Here is a 20,634-nt window from a genome sequence, read left to right on the forward strand (position 1 = left end):
GCTTCGCTTCGCTCGCAATGACGAAAGAAAGGAGACTTCAAATGCTCAGAGAAATCCGCCCCGCCATCGTCCTCTTGCTGGCGCTCACTGCCATCACGGGCCTTGCCTATCCGCTCGCGATGACCGCCATTGCCGGCACGTTGTTTCCCGTGCAGGCGCAGGGCAGCCTGATCGAAAAGGACGGCAAGGTGATCGGCTCCGCCCTGATCGGGCAGGAGTTCAAGGATGACAAATACTTCCATGGCCGTCCCTCGGCGACGCTTGCGCCGGATCCGAACGATTCGACCAAGACGGTGTCGGCCCCCTACAACGCCGCCAATTCGGGTGGCTCCAACCTCGGCCCGACCAGCAAGGCGCTGGCCGACCGGTTGAAGGAGGATGTAGACAAGCTCAGAGCCGAGAATCCGAACGCGGCCGTGCCGGTCGACCTGGTGACGACGTCGGCCAGCGGTCTCGACCCGGACATCTCGCCGGAAGCCGCGCAATTCCAGGTGCCGCGCGTGGCAAAGGCGCGGAATCTGCCTGAAGATCAGGTCAGGCAGCTCGTGGCCGCCAACACCCGAGGCCGTCTCCTCGGTCTGCTCGGCGAACCCAGGGTTAACGTTCTGGCGCTGAATCTCGCGCTCGATCGCATGGCCGCGAAGTAGCAGTCTAGGCTCGCGGCGCTCGGATGATTATATTCGATGTCGAAGCCTCCTCCTCACCCTGATCGCATCTTGCGATGCGATCAGGCCTCTCCCCGCAAGCGGGGAGAGGCGAAGGACAGGCGGAGAATGTAACGGATAGACAAGCCGTCCTGATGGTCCGAGAGCGCCGCGATCCTGAACAACGTCCATCCCCGGAGGCACTGCTGGAAGCGGCGCGCCGGGAGGAGAGCGCGGGCGGCAGGCTGAAGATCTTCGTCGGCGCAGCTCCCGGCGTCGGCAAGACCTACGAGATGCTGCAAAGCGCCCATGCCAGGCGCAAGGCCGGCATCGACGTCGTGGTCGGCTTCGTCGAAACCCATGGCCGCGCCGAGACCGAGGCGCTGGTGCGCGACCTCGAAGTGGTCCCGCGCAAGAGGCTGGAGTACCGCGGCCAGATTGTCGAGGAGATGGATCTCGATGCGGTGATCGCGCGACGGCCGCAGATTGCGCTGGTCGACGAGCTCGCCCACACCAATGCGGTCGGCAGCCGCCATCCCAAGCGCTATCTCGACGTCGAGGAGCTGCTGTCCCACGGCATCGACGTCTACACCGCCGTCAACATCCAGCACATCGAGAGCCTGAACGACGTCGTTGCCCAGATCACCCATGTCAGGGTCCGCGAGACCGTGCCGGATTCGGTGTTCGACCGCGCCGACGCGATCGAGCTGATCGACCTCACGCCCGACGATCTGATCCAGCGGCTGAAGGAGGGCAAGGTCTATGTGCCCAGGCAGGCCGAGCGGGCGCTGGAGCATTATTTCTCGCCGGGCAATCTCACCGCGCTCCGTGAACTCGCGCTGCGGCGCACCGCCGAGCGGGTCGACGAGCAGCTGCTCACTCACATGCAGGCAAATGCGATTCCCGGGCCCTGGGCCGCGGGCGAGCGCATCCTCGTCTGCGTCAGCGAGGATCCGCGCGCGGCTGGCCTCGTGCGCTACACCAAGCGGCTGGCGGACCGGCTGCATGCGCCGTTCACCGCGCTTTCGATCGAGACGCGGCGATCCCTGCAATTGTCCGACGAGGAGCGCGATCGGCTGGCCGACACGCTGCGGCTGGCGGAATCGCTCGGTGGCGAAGCGCTGACCATTCCCGCCGTCGGCCGCCGCATCGCCGACGACGTCGTCAATTTCGCGCAAGGCAACAACGTCACCCAGATCGTGATCGGCAAGTCGACGCGCTCGCGCTGGTTCGAGATGACGCGCGGCTCGGTCGTGCATGATCTGGTGCGCCGTGCCGGTAACATCACGGTCCACGTCATCGCCGGTGACGAGCTGCCCGGCGAAGCCGCGCCAAAGACGGCGGTGCAGACTGCCGCGCGCTCGGAGCCATTCAATCCGCTGCCCTATCTGAAGGCACTCGGCATCGTGCTGATCGGTCTCGGCGCCGCCGAGCTGATCCAGCCCCGTTTCGGGCTCGAGAACGTCGACCTCGTATTGCTGACGGCGGTTGTCGCGGTCGCCGTCCGTTACGGCCTGTGGCCGTCGTTGCTGGCGACGGTCGCGGCGTCGCTCTGCTACAATTTCTTCTTCATTCCGCCGATCTACACCTTCACGATCACCGATCCGACCAACGTGGCTGCCTTCGTGCTGTTCATGGCTGTGGCGATGATCGTCTCCAACGTCGCCGCGCGTGTTCGCACGCAGGCTGATGCCGCGATCGGCCGGATCAGGATGACCGAGCAGCTCCATGCCTTCAGCCGCAAGCTCGCCGGCACCGCCACGCTCGACGACGTGCTATGGGCGACCGCCTATCAGATCGCATTGATGCTGAAGGTTCGGGTCGTGCTGCTGCTGCCCGAGGAGGGGCTGCTCACGGTCAAGTCCGGTTATCCGCCGGAGGACGAGCTCGACCAGGCCGACCTCGCGGCGGCCAACTGGGCCTGGAGCAACGATCGCCCCGCCGGCCGCGGCTCGGACACGTTGCCGGGAGCCAGACGGCTGTTCCTGCCGATGCGCACCGGGCGGGGACCGATCGGTGTGATCGGCATCGACAACGACCGCACCGGCCCGCTGCTGACGCCGGACCAGCGCCGGCTGCTCGATGCGCTGGTCGACCAGGGCGCGCTCGCGATCGAGCGCGTGCTGCTCGTCGAGGACATGGACCGCGTCAAGCGCACCGTCGAATCCGAGCGGCTGCGTTCGGCGCTGTTGACCTCGATCTCGCATGATCTGAAGACGCCGCTCGCCTCCGTGTTGGGGGCGGCTTCCACCATGCGCGATCTCGCCGGCGCCCTCTCCGACACCGAGAAGCGCGACCTCATCGCCACCGTGATCGACGAATCCGAGCGGCTCAACCGCTTCATTGCCAATCTGCTCGACATGACCAAGCTCGAATCCGGCGCCATCGTGCCCAACACGGCGCTGCACGATCTCGGCGAGATCGTCGGCAGCGCGCTGCGGCGCGCCAGCAAGATCCTCAACCGCCACAAGATCGAGCTGGCGCTGGCCGCCGATCTGCCGATGCTGCAGCTCGATGCCGTGCTGTTCGAGCAGGTGCTGTTCAACCTGCTCGACAATGCTGCCAAATACGCGCCACCCGAGACCACGATCGCGATCCGCGGCCGGCGCGACGGCGGTCATGTCGTGCTCGAGATTGCGGACGAGGGAGCCGGCATTCCGACCGACGAGCTCGAGAGCGTGTTCGACAAATTCTATCGCGTGCAGAAAGGCGATCACGTCCGTCCCGGCACCGGGCTCGGCCTCGCCATCTCCCGCGGCTTCGTCGAGGCGATGCGCGGCACGATCTCGGCCGCCAACCGCGGCGACCGGAGCGGCGCTGTCCTCACCATCCGTCTTCCCGTTCCCGCGGAGAGCCGCGCATTGGATACCGCTGCATGAGCGCTGCCCCGATCAAGGTCCTGATCATCGACGACGAGCCGCCGATCCGCAAATTGCTGCGGATGGGGTTGACGACGCAGGGCTACGAAATCCTGGAGGCGTCGAACGGCAAGACTGCGCTGGAGAAGCTTGACGAAGAGCCGGCGCTGATCATCCTCGATCTCGGCCTGCCCGACGTTCAGGGGCATGAGCTGCTCCGCACCATCCGCACCCGCAACGAAGGCGTGCCGATCGTGGTGCTGTCGAGCCGCGGCGACGAAGCCGGAAAGGTACAGGCGCTCGATCTCGGTGCCGACGACTATCTGACCAAGCCGTTCGGCATGGAGGAGCTCCTGGCGCGCCTGCGCGCCGCGCTGCGCCACCAGCTTCAGGTCAAGGGCGAGCGTCCCGTGTTCCGCACCGGCGATCTCTCCGTCGATCTCGTCCGCCGCATCGTCAAGGTCGGGGATCGTGACGTGAAGCTCTCACCGAAGGAATATGACCTGTTGCGCGTGCTGGTGCAGCATGCCGGCAAGGTGCTCACCCACCGCTTCCTGCTCAGGGAGCTCTGGGACGAACTGACGGATGCGCAATACTTGCGCGTCTATGTCCGCCAGCTCCGGCAGAAGATCGAAGCCGATCCGGAACGGCCGCAATATGTGCTGACGGAAACGGGGATCGGGTACCGGCTGAAGGCGGGGGATTAGGCCCCGCTCGGCGGCATCGAGTGTTGGCTTGAGGCAAACTCGTCATGGCCGGGCTTGACCCGCCCATCCACGTCTGTCGGCATGCGAGGAGGCGCGTGGATGCCCGGGTCAAGCCCGGGCATGACGACGGAGGTTGTGGCGCAAGCCTGCCTCCGCAATGACCAAGCAAGATCACCCGGCCTTCCGGTGCCTCGCCGTGGACCGGTGCGCCTTCTTCGCGGTTCGGTGCCGTCCTGTCGCACGCCGCGCATGTGACTTCGCCGCGGTCTTCTTGCCGCCGCGCCCCTTCAGGCTCTGCTTCAGCGCGTCCATCAGGCTGACGACATTGCTTGGGCGCTCCTCCAGCTCCGGCAGCTCGATTGTCTTGCCGCTGGCCTTGCGCTTCACCAGCGCCTTCAGCGCGTCCTCGTATTCGTCCTTGAATTTGCGAGGGTCGAAATGCGCCGCCTTGGTCTGCAGGATGTGACCGGCAAGCTCGACCATGTCCCTGGTGATCTTCGGGCTCTTGATGTCGTCGAAGAACTGGTCCTCGTCGCGCAGCTCGTAAGGGAAGCGCAGCGTGGTGCCGAGCAGGCCCTTGCCGAGCGGCTCGATCGCCATGACGTGCTCGCGGTTGGTCAGCACGATCTTGGCGAGCGCCACGCGCTCCTCGTCCTTCATGGCGTCGCGGATCACCGCAAAGGCGTCGACCGCGGCCTTGCCGTCGGGCGCGATGTAATAGGGATGGTTGAGATAGCGCTGGTCGATCTCATCGCGCGGCACAAAACTCTCGATGTCGATGGTGTGGTTGCTTTCGATCTGGACCGCTTCGAGCTCCTCCGGTTCGATCTCGACATATTTGCCCTTGCGCAACTCGTACCCGCGGCCCTTCTGGTCGCTCTCGACGACATCGCCGGTCTCGGCATCGATCATCTGCTGCTTGAGCCGGTTCCCAGTCTCACGGTTGATCAGGTGAAACCGCGTCTTCTCGGCCGCAGTGGTCGCCGGATAAAGCACGACCGGGCAACTGACCAGCGACAGCTTCAACGTTCCTTTCCAATAGGCGCGCGGGGCCATTCCATTCTCCAGCGTTTTCAAGGCGTTTTGGAACCCCAACCGTCCCGCGGGGTTTTGGTTCCGGGTGGGACTTTGGCCGTGATAGGCTTGAATGCTGAAAGAGAAGCGGGACCGGTCGTGCTGCAAAAACTCTCCACTTACCGACAGAAGCGGGACTTCGAGAAGACGCCAGAGCCATCGGGCAAGGCCGCGGTGGCGCCGTCGAGGCAGCGGCGCTTCGTGATCCAGAAGCACGATGCGAGCCGGCTGCACTACGATCTCAGGCTGGAATTCGACGGCGTCTTCAAGTCCTGGGCGGTGACGAAAGGGCCCTCGCTCGACCCGCATGACAAGCGGCTGGCTGTCGAGGTGGAAGACCATCCGCTCGACTACGGCGATTTCGAAGGCACGATTCCGGAAGGGCAATATGGCGGCGGCACGGTGATGCTGTGGGACCGCGGCACCTGGGAGTCGGATGATCCGGAAGCCGGATTCAAGAAGGGGGATTTGAAGTTCGTCCTGCATGGCGAGAAGCTGCATGGAAGCTGGGTCCTGGTGCGCATGCGCAACCGCGGCGGCGAAAAGCGAACCAACTGGCTGCTGATCAAGCACCGTGACGAATTTGTCCGCGAGGGCAAGGACAACGACATTCTCGAGCAGGACAAGTCGGTCGCCTCCGGCCGCGCGATGGAGCAGATCGCCGAAGGCAAGGGCCGCGCGCCAAAGCCGTTCATGCTGGCGAAGGGTGCCAAAGGCAAGGCCGATGCAGTCTGGCAGTCCAATCGTGCCGAGGAGACGAAGGGGCGGACGGTGAAGCCTGCGCCGCGAACGGCCTTGAAATCCGGAAAAGCGGCAAGGAAGAGGGCGACGAACGCCAGGAACGTCGCGGAGATGCCGGATTTCGTCGCGCCGCAGCTCTGTACGCTGGTCGAGCGGCCGCCGGCGGGCGAGGGCTGGTGCCACGAGATCAAGTTCGACGGCTACCGGGTGCAGCTCCGGGTCGAGGACGGCGAGGCGACGCTGAAGACGCGCAAGGGTCTCGACTGGACCGGCAAGTTCGGCTCCATTGCCGAGGAAGCGGCCGCGCTGCCGGACGTGATGATCGACGGCGAGATCGTCGCGCTCGACCACAACGGCGCGCCGAACTTCTCCTCGCTGCAAGCCGCGCTGTCGGACGGCAAGACCGACGAGCTGATCTTCTTCGCCTTCGACCTTCTCTTCGCCGAAGGCGAGGACTATCGCCGGCTGCCGCTCGACGAGCGCAAGGCCCGGCTGAAGGAATTGCTGGACCAGCGCAAGCGGAGATCGACCCGGATCCGCTACGTCGAGCACTTCGAGACCGGCGGCGATGCCGTGCTGCAATCGGCCTGCAAGCTCGAGCTCGAAGGCGTGGTGTCGAAGAAGCTGAACGCGCCGTATCGGTCCGGCCGCACCGAGAGCTGGGTCAAGTCGAAATGCCGCGCCGGCCACGAGGTGGTGATCGGCGGCTACAAGACCACCAACGGCAAATTCCGCTCGCTGATGGCCGGCGTGCAGCGCGGCGATCATCTCGCCTTCGTCGGCATGGTCGGCACCGGCTTCGGCGCGGACAAGGTCAAGCGCATCATGCCCTCTTTGAAGGCCATGGAGGCCAAGCAGAGCCCGTTCGGCGGCAAGAATGCGCCGAGGAAGACGCGAGACGTGCACTGGCTGAAGCCGGAGTTCGTCGCGGAGATCGAATTCGCCGGCTTCACCGCCGACGGCAACATCCGCCAGGCGGCGTTCAAGGGATTCCGGCAGGACAAGCCGGCCGAGGAGGTCGAGGCGGAGAAGCCCGTCGATACCGAGCTGGCAGAGCCCAAAGCCAGGAAGCCGGCGCGCACGAAGGCGGGCCGGTCATCGAATAAGGCGGCGCAAAATGCCGAGGTGATGGGGGTCGTCATCTCCAAGCCCGATAAGCCGCTCTGGCCTGACGATGGCGCGGGCGCTCCCGTCACCAAGCTGGACCTTGCGCGCTACCTCGAAGCCGTCGGCGAATGGATGATCGTGCACCTCAAGGGGAGGCCGTGCTCGCTGATCCGCGCCCCTGACGGCATCAAGGGCGAGTGCTTCTTCCAGCGCCATGCGATGCAGGGAACGTCGAACCTTCTGGAGCTGGCGCGGGTCTCCGGCGACCGCAAGCCCTATCTCCAGATCGATCGGATCGAGGGACTCGCCGCGGTGGCACAGATCGGCGGCGTCGAGCTGCATCCCTGGAATTGCGCGCCTTACGCCTATGACACACCGGGTCGGCTGGTGTTCGATCTCGATCCGGCGCCCGACGTTGACTTCGCCGACGTCGTCGAGGCGGCCAAGGAGATGCGGCAGCGCCTTTCCGACATCGGCATGGACAGCTTTTGCAAGACCACAGGCGGCAAGGGCCTGCACGTGGTCGTGCCGCTGCTGCACGGTGCGCGCGACAAGGTGAGCTGGAAGGAGGCCAAGGCGTTTGCACAAGGCGTCTGCCAATGGATGGCCGATGACGATCCCGAGCGCTATCTGCTCAACATGTCGAAGAAGCTGCGCAAGGGAAAGATCTTCCTGGATTATTTGCGCAACGACCGCATGTCGACTGCGGTGGCCCCATTGTCGCCGCGCGCGCGCGGCGGGGCCACCGTCTCGATGCCGTTGACCTGGGCGCAGGTGAAGAGCGATCTCGATCCGAAGCGCTACACGCTGCGCTCCGTGCCGGGCCTGTTGCCGCGATCGAAAGCATGGGAGGGTTATGACGATGCCGCGGCTTCGATCAAGGCGGCGGTGAAGAAGCTTGCGGGGAAAACCAAGTAGGGTGGGTTTGTTCGGCGAGGGCGCGAAGCGCGGTCGCCGAGCGTAACCCACCCTACGAAGCTCGTTCTAGATCCGCCCCATCAGGAGCAGGATCAGCAGGATGACGATGACGAGCCCGAGGCCGCCGCCGCCATAATAGCCGGTGCCATAGAACGGACCGCCGCCGATGCCGCTGAAGCCGCCGAGCAGGGCGATGATCAGGATGATCAGAATGATCGTTCCGATTGACATGCGAATCTCCTCCAGCCCTTTGTCAAAAGGGTCGTTTGCACTTGTCCCGTCGTGCGGGGGCAACTTGCCGTAGGTTTTAAAGTTCCGGCTTTGAAACAAGGCGGGCGGATCAACTTGCATGGAACCTTTGCCGGTTGGCCCGGCATGATTATCTGTAATCAGTCGCAGAGGGGCACAGCCATGTCGGCACCGCTTGTCGTCTCAATTCCGCATCGTCTCGGCCGCGAGGAGGCGGTACGCCGGCTCAAGTCCGGGCTTGGCCGCGCCGCAGCCAGCATTCCCGTGATGCAGGTCGAGGAGGAACGCTGGAGCGGCGACAGCATGAATTTCCGCATCCGCGCGCTCGGCCAGGTCGCGACCGGTCAGGTCGACGTCGCCGACGACCATGTGAAGGTCGAGGTGGTGCTGCCCTGGCTGTTGCAGCGCTTTGCCGAGATGGCGCAGGCGACGATCAGGAAGCGCGGCCAATTGCTGCTGACCAAGGACGGCGGAAAGTGAGTTCAGGCGCGGACGCGCCGCCGCGAGGACCTGATGGCGTTAGCCGTTCGGACCGCGATGGCTGAGGCGGGAAATTCGCGGAAGGCCTGTGCGAGCGGCAAGTCGTTACCCGCAAGGCCGGGCACGGTGTAGCCCTTGATGTCGATCGTCGCGTCAAAATCCTCCAGTGCGGGCCATTCCCGGCCCGCCTGGGTGAACGGTGCGAACTGACGCCCGACCACGACAATCGCGGCTGCGCGGCCATGGCGACGCGCGAAGGCGATGACGTGGTCGGCATGTGCGCCCCGTACCTCCAGCGGCTGGTAGTCGCCCTGCGCGAAGATGTCGGCAACCTCGCTGCGCAGCTTGAGGAGATGCCGCGTCCACGCCAGCTTGAGCCGGCCGTCCGGCCAGGACTTGATCAGGCCGCTCCAGTCCGGCGCTTCCAATGACGTCAGCGCCGCGTCGCGCGCGGCAAAGTCGACCGGGCGGCGGTTGTCGGGATCGACCAGCGACAGGTCCCAGAATTCGGTGCCTTGATAGAAGTCCGGCACGCCCGGCAGAGTCGCCTTGAGCGTGAGCTGGCTCAGCGAGTTCAACGTGCCGAGCAGCGCGACGCGGCGAGCCAGGGTTTGCAATGCGTCCACGAACTCTGCGGACCGGGCGGGGTCGAGGATCTTCTCGATGAAGTCTCGTATGCCGCTCTCATAGGTTTCATGCGGGTTGAGCCAGCTCGTCTCCTCCTTGCCCTCGCGCGCGGCCTTGAGGGCATAGGCCTGGATGCGCTCGACGAAAGCGGTATCGGCCGGCTCCTCGAGCGGCCAGGCGCCGAGCAGGGTCTGGTAGAGCATGTATTCGAACGTCGCCGACGGCGCCCGCAGATTGCCGTGAAGTGCAAGATGCGGCGCGTTCAACACTTTCCAGCGCGCCACCGCGCTGGTCCATTCGCCGGGAATTTCGCTGAGCGCGGCGATGCGCGTGCGGGCATCCTCACCGCGCTTGGTGTCGTGGGTGGCCGTTGCGGTCATGCCGTGCGGCCATTCCCTGGCGCGGGCCTGCATGGCCTGGTGGAAGGCGGGAATGGCGAGGCCGGGGCTCGCGGGATCGCCGCCGACCTCGTTCAGCGCAAGCAACCTGTGGAATTGATAGAACGCGGTGTCCTCCAGCGACTTCGCCATCATCGGCCCGGTGAATTGCTGCACTTTCAGCGCGAAGCGGCGCACGCGCGGGGCGCTGTGCGGGGGACGGCCGGGTTTGAGCAGGTCCATCGTGAGAGCATCGCGCAGGAAGTCGAAGATGCCTTCGTCGGCGGCGAACCACTCCCCGCGGGCGCGCTCGATGGTGTCCTCGATCAGCTTGCGGTCGGGTGCCGTCGGGCCGCTGTGCGTCAGATAGGTGCGATAGACCGGGAAATGCAGCACATAGAGCTCGAGGGCCTGTCGCAAACTGTCGGCTGAGAAGTCTCTCGTCGAATAATGCCCGTTGGCGATGCGCGCGAGCAGGCGCGTCAGCACGGTGAATTCGCTGGTGAGCAAGGTCTCCAGCACCCGTCGCTTCGCGTTCTTGACGTAAGGCGCCAGCCGCGGCGGCTGGTTGCTGATCTGCCGCCAGGTCTCGTCCAGCGCTTGCAGGCCGTTGGGATCGACCAGCACGTGGGTGATGACGTTCATCCATTCATAGCCCGTGGTGCCCTGAACACCGGCGAAACGCGGCAGGCGCTCGTGCTCGCACAGGATCTTCTCGATCACCGTATAGAACGGCTTTGTGTTGCCTTGGGCGTCGCGGACCAGCCGGCGCAGCCGCTGGCAATATTGTGCGGGGTCGCGCAGGCCGTCGATGTGGTCGAGCCGGATTCCCTGCAGCTTGCCGTCGGCGATGAGTTGCTTCACCAGCCGGTGGGTGGCGGCAAATGTGCTCGCGTCCTCGACGCGCAGCCCCGCGAGCCCGTTGACGTCGAAGAAGCGGCGATAGTTGATGTCGCTGGAGGCAAGCCGCCAGTGCCCGAGCTTGTAGTGCTGGCGTTCCAGGAGATGGTGCAGCGTCAGCGTCTGCGCCGGGCGGTCCCTGCCGGCACGATAGGCGGCGAGACCGCGACCGATGATGTCGGCGGCGCCCGCGATCTCCTTGAGCTCGGACTTGAAGCCGGGAGCTTCCTTGCGATTGGGACGACGCAGCCCCGCGTAGCGCGCGGCAAGCGCGAGCAGGCGCTCGCCGGGCCCGGCTTCCGCCGCGTCCGCCTCCTTGACGATCACGCGCAGAATTTCGCCATAGCGCTCCGGTGCGATCGGCAGGCGATGCTCGAAATACCAGGCGGAGAGGCTTCCCTCGTCGGGATCGTAGCGCAGCTCGATCTCGCCGCGCTCCAGCGCCTCGCCGTAGGATGTGCCGAGGATCGGCAGCAGCACGCCGCCGCGGGCGCGGTAGGCCAGTTGATCCCAGTCGATGTCGAAGGAGGCGGCGTGCGGCGAGGCCTGGCCCCATTCCAGCACGTCGAGCCACCAGGGATTGTCGGCGAAATGCACGCCGACATGGTTGGGCACGAAATCGATGATGAGCCCGAGATCGTGCCTGGTCAGCGCTTCGTTCAGCCGCGCGAAGCCGGCTTCGCCACCGAGCTCGGGATTGAACTGGTTGTGATCGACCGTGTCGTAGCCATGGGTCGAGCCCTTGCGCGCCTTCATCACCGGCGAGGCGTAGAGATGCGTGATCCCCAATGCCTTGAGATAAGGCACGACCGCGGCGGCCTTGTCGAAGTCGAAATCCGCAGTGAGCTGAAGCCGGTAGGTCGCGAGCGGAATGGCGGGAGGCATGTCAACCTCCGAGACGCCAGACCACCGACCAGGGAAGAAGCCGCTCGTCGGCGCCGCCCCAGATCGGCGTGCCCGCGCCGACATCGGACATGATCTCGCGGTCCGAGAGATTTGCGGTCAAGCGCAGAACCGTGCCGTCGCCCATCTGCCAATGCGCGGTGAGCAGGCCGTTGTCGGCTGCCTCGGCATCGCCGAAGCTCGCGCCCTTCAGCCTCGGCATGATCTCCTTGCGACGGAGCGCGAGCAGGCTTTTCACCAGCGCAAGCCGCGCGTCCTGTTGCGGCGTGCGGCCGGTCCAGTCGAGCACGGCTGCTTCCAGCGTTGCCGGATCGAGCGGGTCGGGCACCTCGTCACCGTACTTTTCGTAAGCCCAGGCATATTCCTGCCTGCGGCCCTTGCGCACGGCGTCGGCGAGTTCGCCCTGGAAATCGCAGAAGAACGGAAAGGGGACCGTCGAGCCCCATTCCTCGCCCTGAAACAGCATCGGCACCATCGGCGCGAGCAGGGTCACTGCGAGGGCAGCCTCGATCTGTTCCGGCGATGCCAGGCTCTCCATCCGCTCGCCGAGGGGACGGTTGCCGATCTGGTCGTGGTTCTGCAGGAAGTTGACGAACGTCGCCGGCGGCAGCTTGCCGCTCGGCTCGCCGCGCGGCTTCTTGCCCCAGAATTCCGAGATCTCGCCCTGGTAGACGAAGCCGGAGGCGAGCGCGCGAGCGAGGTCCATGCGCGGCGTCTGGTAGTCGGCGTAATAGCCGGCGAGCTCGCCGGTCAGCATCACATGCCAGACGTGATGATAATCATCGTTCCACTGTCCGCGATATTTGCCGTTCGGCGGCTCTTGCGCAGCATCGAGCAGGCTGGCGCGATTGTCGCCATTCTCCAGCACGAGATGGATGTGGCGGCCCGTGGCCTTGGCGAGCTCGCCGGCGGCGACGCTGAGGTCCTGCAGCATCGACTGCTCGCCCGGGATCGCCATGATGTGGTTGGCGGCATCCAGCCTCAGGCCGTCGAAGCGATAGTCGCCGAGCCAGGACAACGCGTTCTCGACGGCAAAGGCTCGTGCCTGCGGCACGCGATAATCGATCGCGCTGCCCCACGGCGTGTGCGCATCGGTGAAGAAGGTCGGCGCATAGCGGCCGAGGTAGTTTCCTTCCGGGCCGAAATGATTGTAGACCACGTCGAGAAACACCATCAGCCCGCGCAGATGCGCCTCGTCGATCAACGTCTTCAGGTCTTCGGGCCGGCCATAGGCGCTGTCGGGCGCATACCACAGCACGCCGTCATAGCCCCAGCCGCGGCGTCCTGCGAAATCGGCGAGCGGCATCAATTCCAGCGCCGTGATGCCGGTCGCCGCGAGATGATCGAGCTTGTCGATCATGGCGCGGTAGGTGCCCTCCGGCGTGAAGGTGCCGACATGGCTCTCGATCAGCACCGTCTCCTCCCAGGGACGGCCGCGCCATTCGCGCGCGCGCCAGACGAAGGCGTCGTGATCGATCACCTCGCTCGGGCCGGATACGTCCTCAGGCTGGAAGGCCGAGGCAGGATCCGGTACGTCGATCTCGTCGTCGATCCTGAACTTGTAGGGACTGCCGGCGGTGAGGCCGGCAATCTCGGCGACGAACCAGCCATCCTGCCGGCGCTGCATCGCGTGCCTGCGGTCGAGCAGGAGGTCGACACGGCGCGCGGCAGGCGCCCATAGTCGGAACGACACACCGTCCTTCGTCGGCTTCGCCCCGAAGGATGGCCTCATGGTGTCCCCGCGAAGGCGAGCACGGAGCGCGGCGGCGCCTTGCTGTCGCTCCCGGGCGGGAAGTCGATCGTATTCAGCTTGGCATCGGTCGTGTTCAGGATCTGCTGCCAGCTCTTGTATTCGGTCATTTGGGGCAACTTGAATGCGATCTCTTCGGGAGCGGCGTTCAGTACGATAAAGATCGCGGCCCCGCGCGGTTCCGTCGGTCCCATCACATAGGAGAGGAACCTGCCTTCCGGGAATTTCCAGTCGCTCTCCGTCATCTCGTCGCCGGCCGGCGTCAGCCACAACGCGCCGTAGGCGTTGCCGTCCTTGGGCCCGCCGTCAAGCCAGCGATGGCTGCGGAGCTGCGAGAACCGGCGGCGAATGTCGGCGAGATGGGTGACGAAATCGACCATGTCGTCGCCCTCCTTGCCGAGATTGTCCCAGCCGACCCAGCCGACCTCGTTGTCCTGGCAATAGGCATTGTTGTTGCCGGACTGCGAGTTGCCGACCTCGTCGCCGGCGAGGATCAGCGGAACGCCCTGCGCCAGCATCAGGCAGGCCAGCACGTTCTTGCGCAGCTGGCGGCGCAGGGCGAGGATCTGGGGATCGTCGGTCGGACCTTCGACACCGCAATTGTTGCTGTGGTTGTCGTTGGAGCCGTCGCGATTGTCCTCGCCGTTGGCCTCGTTGTGCTTCTCGTTGTAGCTGAAGAGGTCCGCGAGCGTGAAGCCGTCGTGGACGGTGATGTGGTTGATGCTGGCGCGCGGCCGCCGTCCGTCGTGGTTGAAGAGGTCGGAGGAGGCGGTCATGCGGCTGGAGATGTCGCCGATCAGGCTGCCTTCGCCGCTCCAGTAGCGGCGCATCGCACTGCGATAGCGGTCGTTCCATTCCGACCATTGCGAGGGGAAGGCGCCGACCTGGTAGCCGCCGAGGCCGAGGTCCCACGGTTCGGCGACGAGCTTGACGGTCGCCAGCACCGGGTCCTGCCGGATCGCGGTCAGGAACGAGCTGCCGCGATCGAAGCCGTTCGGGCCGCGCGCCAGCGTGGTGGCGAGGTCGAAGCGGAAGCCGTCGACATGGCAGACCTCGACCCAGTAGCGCAAGCTATCCATCACCATCTGCAGCACGCGCGGATGGGTGAGGTTGACCGACGAACCGCAGCCGGTGAAGTCGTCGTAATAGCGCGGGTTCTCGCGATTCAGCCAGTAATAGGAGGCGTTGTCGATGCCGCGATAGCACAGCGTCGGGCCGAGATGGTTGCCCTCGGCGGTGTGATTGTAGACGACGTCCAGCATCACCTCGATGCCGGCATCGTGCAGCCGCGCCACCGTGGTGCGGAAGGAGTCGAGCGCATTGTCCTGGGCGTAGCGCGGCTCGGGCGCGAAGAAGGACAGCGTGTTGTAGCCCCAGTAATTGGCGAGCTTCTTTTCCACGAGAATGCGGTCGTCGACGAAGCTGTGCACCGGCAACAGCTCGATCGTCGTGACGCCGAGCTTCTTCAGGTGTTCGATCATCGCCGGCGAGGACAGGCCGCCATAGGTCCCGCGCAAATTCGGCGGCACGTCGTCGCGCTTCTGGGTCAGGCCCCTGACGTGAGCCTCGTAGATGATGGTGTCTTCCCAGGGGATGTTGGGACGGATCTCGCGGCGTCCCCAGTTGAAGGTCTCGTCGACCACGACGGCCTTCGGCATGCCGCGCGCATTGTCGCGCCGGTCGAAGGACAGGTCCTCGCGCGGGCTTCCGGTGCGATAGGCAAAATGCGCATCGCTCCAGACCAATCGTCCGGCAAGCCGCTTGGCATAGGGGTCGAGCAGCAGCTTGTTGGCGTTGAAGCGGTGACCGTGCTCGGGCTCGTAGGGGCCGTGAACGCGGTAGCCATAGAGCTGGCCGGGCGAGACGTCGTTGAGATAGACGTGCCAGACGTCCTCGGTCCGCTCGGGCAATTCGATGCGCTCGAGCTCGCGGCGGCCCTGCGCGTCGAACAGGCAGAGCTCGACCTTCTGCGCGTTGGCGGAGAACAGCGCGAAATTGGTGCCGCGTCCGTCCCAGCTTGCGCCGAGGCGTGCGGGCGATCCGGCAGTCAGGCGCATCAGTCAGCTTTCCGGAACGAGGAAGATCGCGGCGAGCGGCGGAATGGTGAGGCGCAGCTCGGGGGCCTTGCCTTCAACGGCATGAACTTCGCCGATGTTCCCGACATTGCTGCCGCCGTAATGGGCGGAGTCCGAATTGAACACTTCCTTCCACTTGCCGGCAAAGGGCACGCGAACGCGATAGTTGCGATAGACGTTGGGCGAGAAGTTGATGATGACAAGGCACCGCGCTTGCTCGTCAAAGCCCTTGCGCAGCCAGGCGAACACGTTGCGGTTGGCATCATCCGTGATCAGCCATTCGAAGCCAGCCTGGTCGCAATCCATCTGGTGCAGCGCCGGCATCGCGCGATAGAGCCGGTTGAGATCACGGATCAGCGCCTGGATGCCGGCATGGTACTTGTATTCGAGCAGATGCCAGTCGAGCGACTGGTCGTGATTCCATTCCCGGCTCTGCGCGATCTCCGCGCCCATGAACAGCAGCTTCTTGCCGGGATGGCCGAACATGAAGCTGTAATAGGCGCGCAAATTGGCGAAGCGCTGCCACTCGTCGCCGGGCATGCGGCCGAGGATGGAGCGCTTGCCGTGCACGACCTCGTCATGCGACAGCGGCAGGATGAAGTTTTCCGAGAACGCGTAGTGCAGGCCGAACAGGATCTCGCCGTGATGGTGCTTGCGGTGGACCGGATCCTTGCTGATGTAGTTCAGCGTGTCGTGCATCCAGCCCATGTTCCACTTGTAGCCGAAGCCGAGCCCGCCGAATTCGACCGGGCGCGAGACCTGCGGCCAGGCGGTGGACTCCTCGGCGGCCGTGGTCGCCTGCGGAAAGCGGGCGAACACTTCCGTGTTGAAGCGGCGCAGGAAGTCGATCGCCTCGATGTTCTCCCGGCCGCCATACTGGTTCGGAATCCACGCTCCGGGCGGCCGGCTGTAGTCGAGATAGAGCATGGACGCGACCGCATCGACGCGCAGGCCGTCGATCGCATAACGCTCCAGCCAGAACAGCGCGTTCGACACCAGGAAGTTCGTCACTTCGGTGCGGCCGTAATTGTAGATCAGCGTGCCCCAGTCGAGATGGCGCCCCTGCAGCGGGTTGGCGTGCTCGTAGAGCGAGGTGCCGTCGAAATGGCCGAGCCCGTGCGGATCGTCCGGGAAATGACCGGGCACCCAGTCGAGCAGCACGCCGATGCCTTCGCGATGGCAGGCATCGACCAGTGTCGCAAAGTCGTCGGGCGTGCCGAAGCGGCTGGTTGGCGCATAGAGACCGGTCGGCTGATAGCCCCACGAGCCGTCGAAGGGATGCTCGCTCACGGGGAGGAATTCGAGATGGGTGAAGCCCATGTCGCGGGCGTAGGCCGGCAGCTGCTCGGCCAGCTCGCGATAGGTCAACCATTCATTGCCGTTCTTGCGCCGCCACGAGCCGAGATGGACCTCGTAGATCGAGATCGGCGCCGACAGCGAATTGATGCCGTCGGGCGCCGGATGCGGCCGCAGCAGATGCGCTTCGTCGAACACGATGGACGCCGTCTTCGGCCGCACCTCGCTCGCAAAGGCCAGCGGATCGGATTTCAGCGGCAGCAAATGGCCATGCGGGCCTATGATCTCGAACTTGTAGTGATCACCGGTCTTCGCATGCGGGATGAACAATTCCCAATAGCCGCTGCCGCGCACCCGCATCGGATGGCGCCGCCCGTCCCAGAAGTTGAAGTCGCCGACCACGGACACGCGCCGCGCATTGGGCGCCAGCACCACGAAGCCGATGCCGTCGACGCCCTCGAGCCGCATCGGATGCGCGCCGAGCCTGTCGTAGAGGCGCTGATGGGTGCCTTCGCCGAGCAGGTAAAGGTCGAAATCGGTCAGGATCGGTGGAAAGCGGTAGGCGTCCTCGAACTCGACGACGTTGCCGCCGAATTCCGCGCGCAGCTGGTAGTGCTTCGAGCCGTTGGGCAGGGCGCCGATGAACAGGCCGGAATCGTGGACGCGGTCGAGCGGGGCGACCTCGCCATGTTCGCCGATCGCCTCGACGTTGACGGCTTCCGGGAGAAACGCGCGCACCACGCTTCTGCCGCCCTCGGGATGCAGCCCGAGATAGTGGAAGGGATCGGAGTGGCGGCCCTCGATGATCGCATAGGCCTCGGCAGGCAGTTTAGGCATGGGCTTCGCTCTCGGCACTGGACAGAATGCGAAGCAGTCCGGTCAGCGGCGCATGGAGCCCCTCAGGCCGGTGGGACAGCTCGTACTCTATTTCGTCGAACGCTTGATCAAGCAGGAAAAATCTTAGCAGGCCCTGCGCGGATTGCCGATCTTCCGGCCACAGCCTCCGATCGGTCATGGCTTCGCGGTAGGCGGACAGGAAGGTCGCGGCGGCGCGCTCGCGCCAGTCGTCGAGTGCGGCGGTGAACCGGCCTTGCTCGTCGGTCCCCCCCGAGAGCGCCCGGTCAAGCGCCGCGTTGACCGAAAGATGAATCGAGTGGATCAGGCCGGCGACGTCGCGGGCGGCCGGCGCCTTGCGCCGCTTGTTGGCCAGCGGCCGGCGTGGATCGCCATCGAAGTCGATGATGAAGATATCGTCCTTCACGATCAGAGTTTGCCCGAGCCGGAAGTCGCCATGATGACGGATGTTCAACCCGCCGATGTCGGATGGCAAGAGCGCATTCAGGCCGTCGGACAGGCTCGCGCGCACCGCCGTGAGCCGGTCGATCATGGGCCGGTCCGCCTCCCGCAGCCCATCGCGGCTGTCGGCGAGCCGCTCGAGAACCCGCTCGGCACGAGCATCGAGGTCGGAGATCCAGGCCTTGATCTGGGCGGAGTCGATCGGCACCGGGGCGAGATCGTCGGGCGTTGCCGCGGCGAGAGCGACGTGCAGTTCGGCGAGCCTCCGGCCGATCTGCGCGATGAAGTGCAGATAGGGCGCCTGCACCTGGGTCTCGCGGAGCGTTTCGCCGGCCGGCAACACGCGCTGCTCGTCGATATAGCGATCGAGATACCCTGTGGTCACGGTCCAGCCGTCGCCCTGGTTCTCGACATAGGCATGCAGGACGCCGAGGGCGCTGCGCTGGTCACCCTCGACCAGCTCGACGCTGCCGAGCAGCGCCGGCGCATTGGCGAAGCGCGCCACTTCGGTGAGATAGTGGCCGATCTCTATCTCGGGGCTGATGCCGCTCTCTAGCTGGCGATAGATCTTGGCGACGTACTGGTTGTCGACCAGCGCGGTGCTGTTCGACTGCTCGATCGCGCGGATGCGTTCGGGCTCCTTGATGGCGCAATCGGCAAAGCGGCTGGGGGGCTTGAACTCCAGTCGCAGATTGTTCTCTTCCACGACCAGATGATGCGACAGATTGCGCAGGAACAGGCCGATGAAGATCTGGTCGGTCGCGACGTCGAGCAGCGTCCCCTCGCGCGCGCCCTGGCGCACGGCGGCCAGCGCCTTGGGGTTGAAGCGCTCGCGGTCGAAGCGCACCCACTCGATCTGTAGCGGTAGCACGTAGCGCGCGGTCGCGTCCCCCTGCCTGGTTTCGAAGAACGCGATCCAGGGCCTGTTGTCGCCGATGTCGCAGAACGGCACTGCCGAGGTCAGCGCGGTCCTGATCTGCTTGGGATTGTGCTCGGGATACCACCGCGTCCGCGACAAGAAGCCCGGCAACACGTCGCGCTCGAATATGCCGCGCTCGCGAGCGAGAGAGACCCAGTTCGAATTCACCGGCACGACCAGCGTCTCGAACTCCGGCACCGCGCGCGGCGTCACCGGCTCGGACTTGTCGCGTTCCAGCAGCTGGAACCAGTAGAAGCCGTAGGGTCCCAGCGTGATCATGTAGGGCAGTTCGCCGATCGCGGGGAAGCGCGTGCGGCCGAGCATCTCCTGCGGGATGCGGTCCTTCCAAGGCGACAGGTCGAGCTCGGTCGCCTGCGCGGCGCGCGAGAGATTGGCGACGCAGAGGATCACCTCGTCGCGGTATTGCCGGACATAGGCCAGCACGGCGCGGTTGGCGGGGCGGATGAATGTCATGGTGCCGCGGCCGAAGGCGAGCGTCGACTTGCGCACCGAGATCAGCCGCTTGGTGGCGCTGAGCAGCGAGGACAGGCTGCGCGACTGCGCCTCGACGTTCACGGATTCATAGCCGTAGACCGGGTCCATGATCAGCGGTGCGTAGAGGCGGGCCGGGTCGCAGCGTGAGAAGCCGCCGTTGCGGTCCGGGCTCCACTGCATCGGCGTGCGCACGCCGTTGCGGTCGCCGAGATAGATGTTGTCGCCCATCCCGATCTCGTCGCCGTAATAGATGATCGGCGTGCCGGGGAACGACAGCAGCAGCGAGTTCATCAGCTCGATCTTGCGGCGGTCGTTGTCCATCAGCGGCGCAAGGCGCCGGCGGATGCCGACATTGATGCGCGCGCGGGGATCGTTGGCGTAGGTGGTCCAGAGATAGTCGCGCTCGACGTCGGTGACCATCTCCAGCGTCAGCTCGTCATGGTTGCGCAGAAACAGAGCCCATTGGCAGCTTGCCGGAATATCCGGCGTCTGTCGCAGGATGTCGGTGATCGGGAAACGGTCCTCCTGCGCGATCGCCATGTAGATGCGCGGCATCAGCGGGAAGTGGTAGGCCATGTGGCACTCGTCGCCGCGGCCGAAATATTCCTGCACGTCTTCCGGCCATTGATTGGCCTCGGCCAGCAGCAGCTTGCCCTTGGCGTAGGCGTCGAGCTCCTGGCGCAGCCGCTTGATGACCGCATGCGTCTCGGGCAGGTTCTCGTTCGAGGTGCCCTCGCGCTCGCAGAGATAGGGAATGGCATCGAGCCGGAAGCCGTCGACGCCCGCATCGAGCCAGCGCTTCATCACCTGGATGAGGGCGCTCACCACGCGCGGATTGTCGAAATTGAGATCCGGCTGGTGCGAGAAGAAGCGATGCCAGTAGAACGCGCCGGCCTCGGGATCCCAGGTCCAGTTCGATTTCTCCGTGTCGGTGAAGATGATGCGCGTACCCTGGTACTTCTGGTCGGTGTCGCTCCAGACATACCAGTTGCGGGCGCTGGAGCCCGGGTGGCTGCGGCGCGCGCGCTTGAACCATTTGTGCTGGTCCGAGGTGTGGTTGACGACGAGCTCGGTGATGACGCGCAAGCCCCGCTTCTGCGCCTCCTGGATGAAGCGCTTGAAGTCCTTCATCGTCCCGAAATCGGGATTGACCGAGCCGTAGTCGGCGATGTCGTAGCCGTCGTCGCGGCCGGGCGAGGGGTAGAACGGCAGGAGCCC

At 65.2% G+C, this 20,634-nt stretch carries 12 protein-coding genes; 5 read left to right on the plus strand and 7 right to left on the minus strand.

Annotation, left to right across the window (positions count from 1 at the left end; all coding sequences use genetic code 11):
• Window positions 1–41: 41 nt before the first annotated feature.
• The 3 genes from IC50_RS31065 (at window position 42) to IC50_RS31075 (ending at window position 4,209) form a co-directional block, all read left to right on the plus strand.
• Window positions 42–647: a K(+)-transporting ATPase subunit C gene (locus IC50_RS31065; protein ID WP_035714138.1), complete on the plus strand. Its 606-nt coding sequence runs from the start codon at window positions 42–44 to the stop codon at window positions 645–647.
• A gap of 152 nt (window positions 648–799) precedes the next feature.
• Window positions 800–3,523 (plus strand): sensor histidine kinase, encoded by a 2,724-nt coding sequence (locus tag IC50_RS31070; protein WP_035714141.1) that lies wholly within the window; start codon window positions 800–802, stop codon window positions 3,521–3,523.
• The gene (locus IC50_RS31075) at window positions 3,520–4,209 is read left to right on the plus strand and encodes a response regulator (protein WP_035714145.1); all 690 of its coding nucleotides are present in this window, start codon (window positions 3,520–3,522) and stop codon (window positions 4,207–4,209) included. Before IC50_RS31070 ends, IC50_RS31075 begins: the two co-directional genes overlap by 4 nt.
• Before the next feature lie 171 nt (window positions 4,210–4,380).
• On the opposite strand, the gene ku is transcribed toward IC50_RS31075, so the two are convergent.
• Window positions 4,381–5,265, minus strand: coding sequence for a non-homologous end joining protein Ku (gene ku / locus IC50_RS31080; RefSeq protein ID WP_035714150.1), 885 nt, complete (start codon window positions 5,263–5,265; stop codon window positions 4,381–4,383).
• Between the two features lie 117 nt (window positions 5,266–5,382).
• Here ku and ligD point away from each other — a divergent pair, with 117 nt between their 5' ends.
• Entirely contained in the window at window positions 5,383–8,049 is a 2,667-nt protein-coding gene (gene ligD, locus IC50_RS31085; protein ID WP_035714154.1) for a DNA ligase D, read from the plus strand.
• Window positions 8,050–8,115: 66 nt separating this feature from the next.
• Here ligD and IC50_RS39510 read toward each other — a convergent pair whose 3' ends face one another.
• Window positions 8,116–8,280: a DUF3309 family protein gene (locus tag IC50_RS39510; protein WP_008560028.1), complete on the minus strand. Its 165-nt coding sequence runs from the start codon at window positions 8,278–8,280 to the stop codon at window positions 8,116–8,118.
• Window positions 8,281–8,460: 180 nt separating this feature from the next.
• Between IC50_RS39510 and IC50_RS31090 the strand changes: the two genes are divergently transcribed.
• The gene (locus IC50_RS31090) at window positions 8,461–8,778 is read left to right on the plus strand and encodes a polyhydroxyalkanoic acid system family protein (protein ID WP_035714157.1); all 318 of its coding nucleotides are present in this window, start codon (window positions 8,461–8,463) and stop codon (window positions 8,776–8,778) included.
• A gap of 2 nt (window positions 8,779–8,780) precedes the next feature.
• Here IC50_RS31090 and treY read toward each other — a convergent pair whose 3' ends face one another.
• From treY to treS, 5 genes are all read right to left on the minus strand, one after another.
• Window positions 8,781–11,567 carry a malto-oligosyltrehalose synthase gene (treY, locus tag IC50_RS31095; protein ID WP_035714160.1) on the minus strand — a complete coding sequence of 929 codons (2,787 nt, stop codon included), beginning with the start codon at window positions 11,565–11,567 and terminating at the stop codon, window positions 8,781–8,783.
• A 1-nt stretch (window position 11,568) separates the two neighbouring features.
• Window positions 11,569–13,317 (minus strand): malto-oligosyltrehalose trehalohydrolase, encoded by a 1,749-nt coding sequence (gene treZ, locus IC50_RS31100; protein ID WP_035714163.1) that lies wholly within the window; start codon window positions 13,315–13,317, stop codon window positions 11,569–11,571.
• A complete protein-coding gene (glgX, locus tag IC50_RS31105; protein ID WP_035714166.1) occupies window positions 13,314–15,392 on the minus strand; it encodes a glycogen debranching protein GlgX in 2,079 nt (692 codons plus the stop codon). Before glgX ends, treZ begins: the two co-directional genes overlap by 4 nt.
• Before the next feature lie 3 nt (window positions 15,393–15,395).
• On the minus strand, window positions 15,396–17,543 hold the full coding sequence (glgB, locus tag IC50_RS31110; protein WP_035714170.1) for a 1,4-alpha-glucan branching protein GlgB: 2,148 nt from the start codon (window positions 17,541–17,543) through the stop codon (window positions 15,396–15,398).
• Window positions 17,536–20,634 (minus strand): maltose alpha-D-glucosyltransferase (gene treS / locus IC50_RS31115; protein WP_035714173.1); only part of this gene is annotated, 3,099 nt, incomplete at its 5' end. The genes treS and glgB, both read right to left, overlap by 8 nt.

Origin of the sequence: Bradyrhizobium genomosp. I (2014) (assembly GCF_000261685.1) — a bacterium.
Lineage (GTDB): Bacteria > Pseudomonadota > Alphaproteobacteria > Rhizobiales > Xanthobacteraceae > Bradyrhizobium.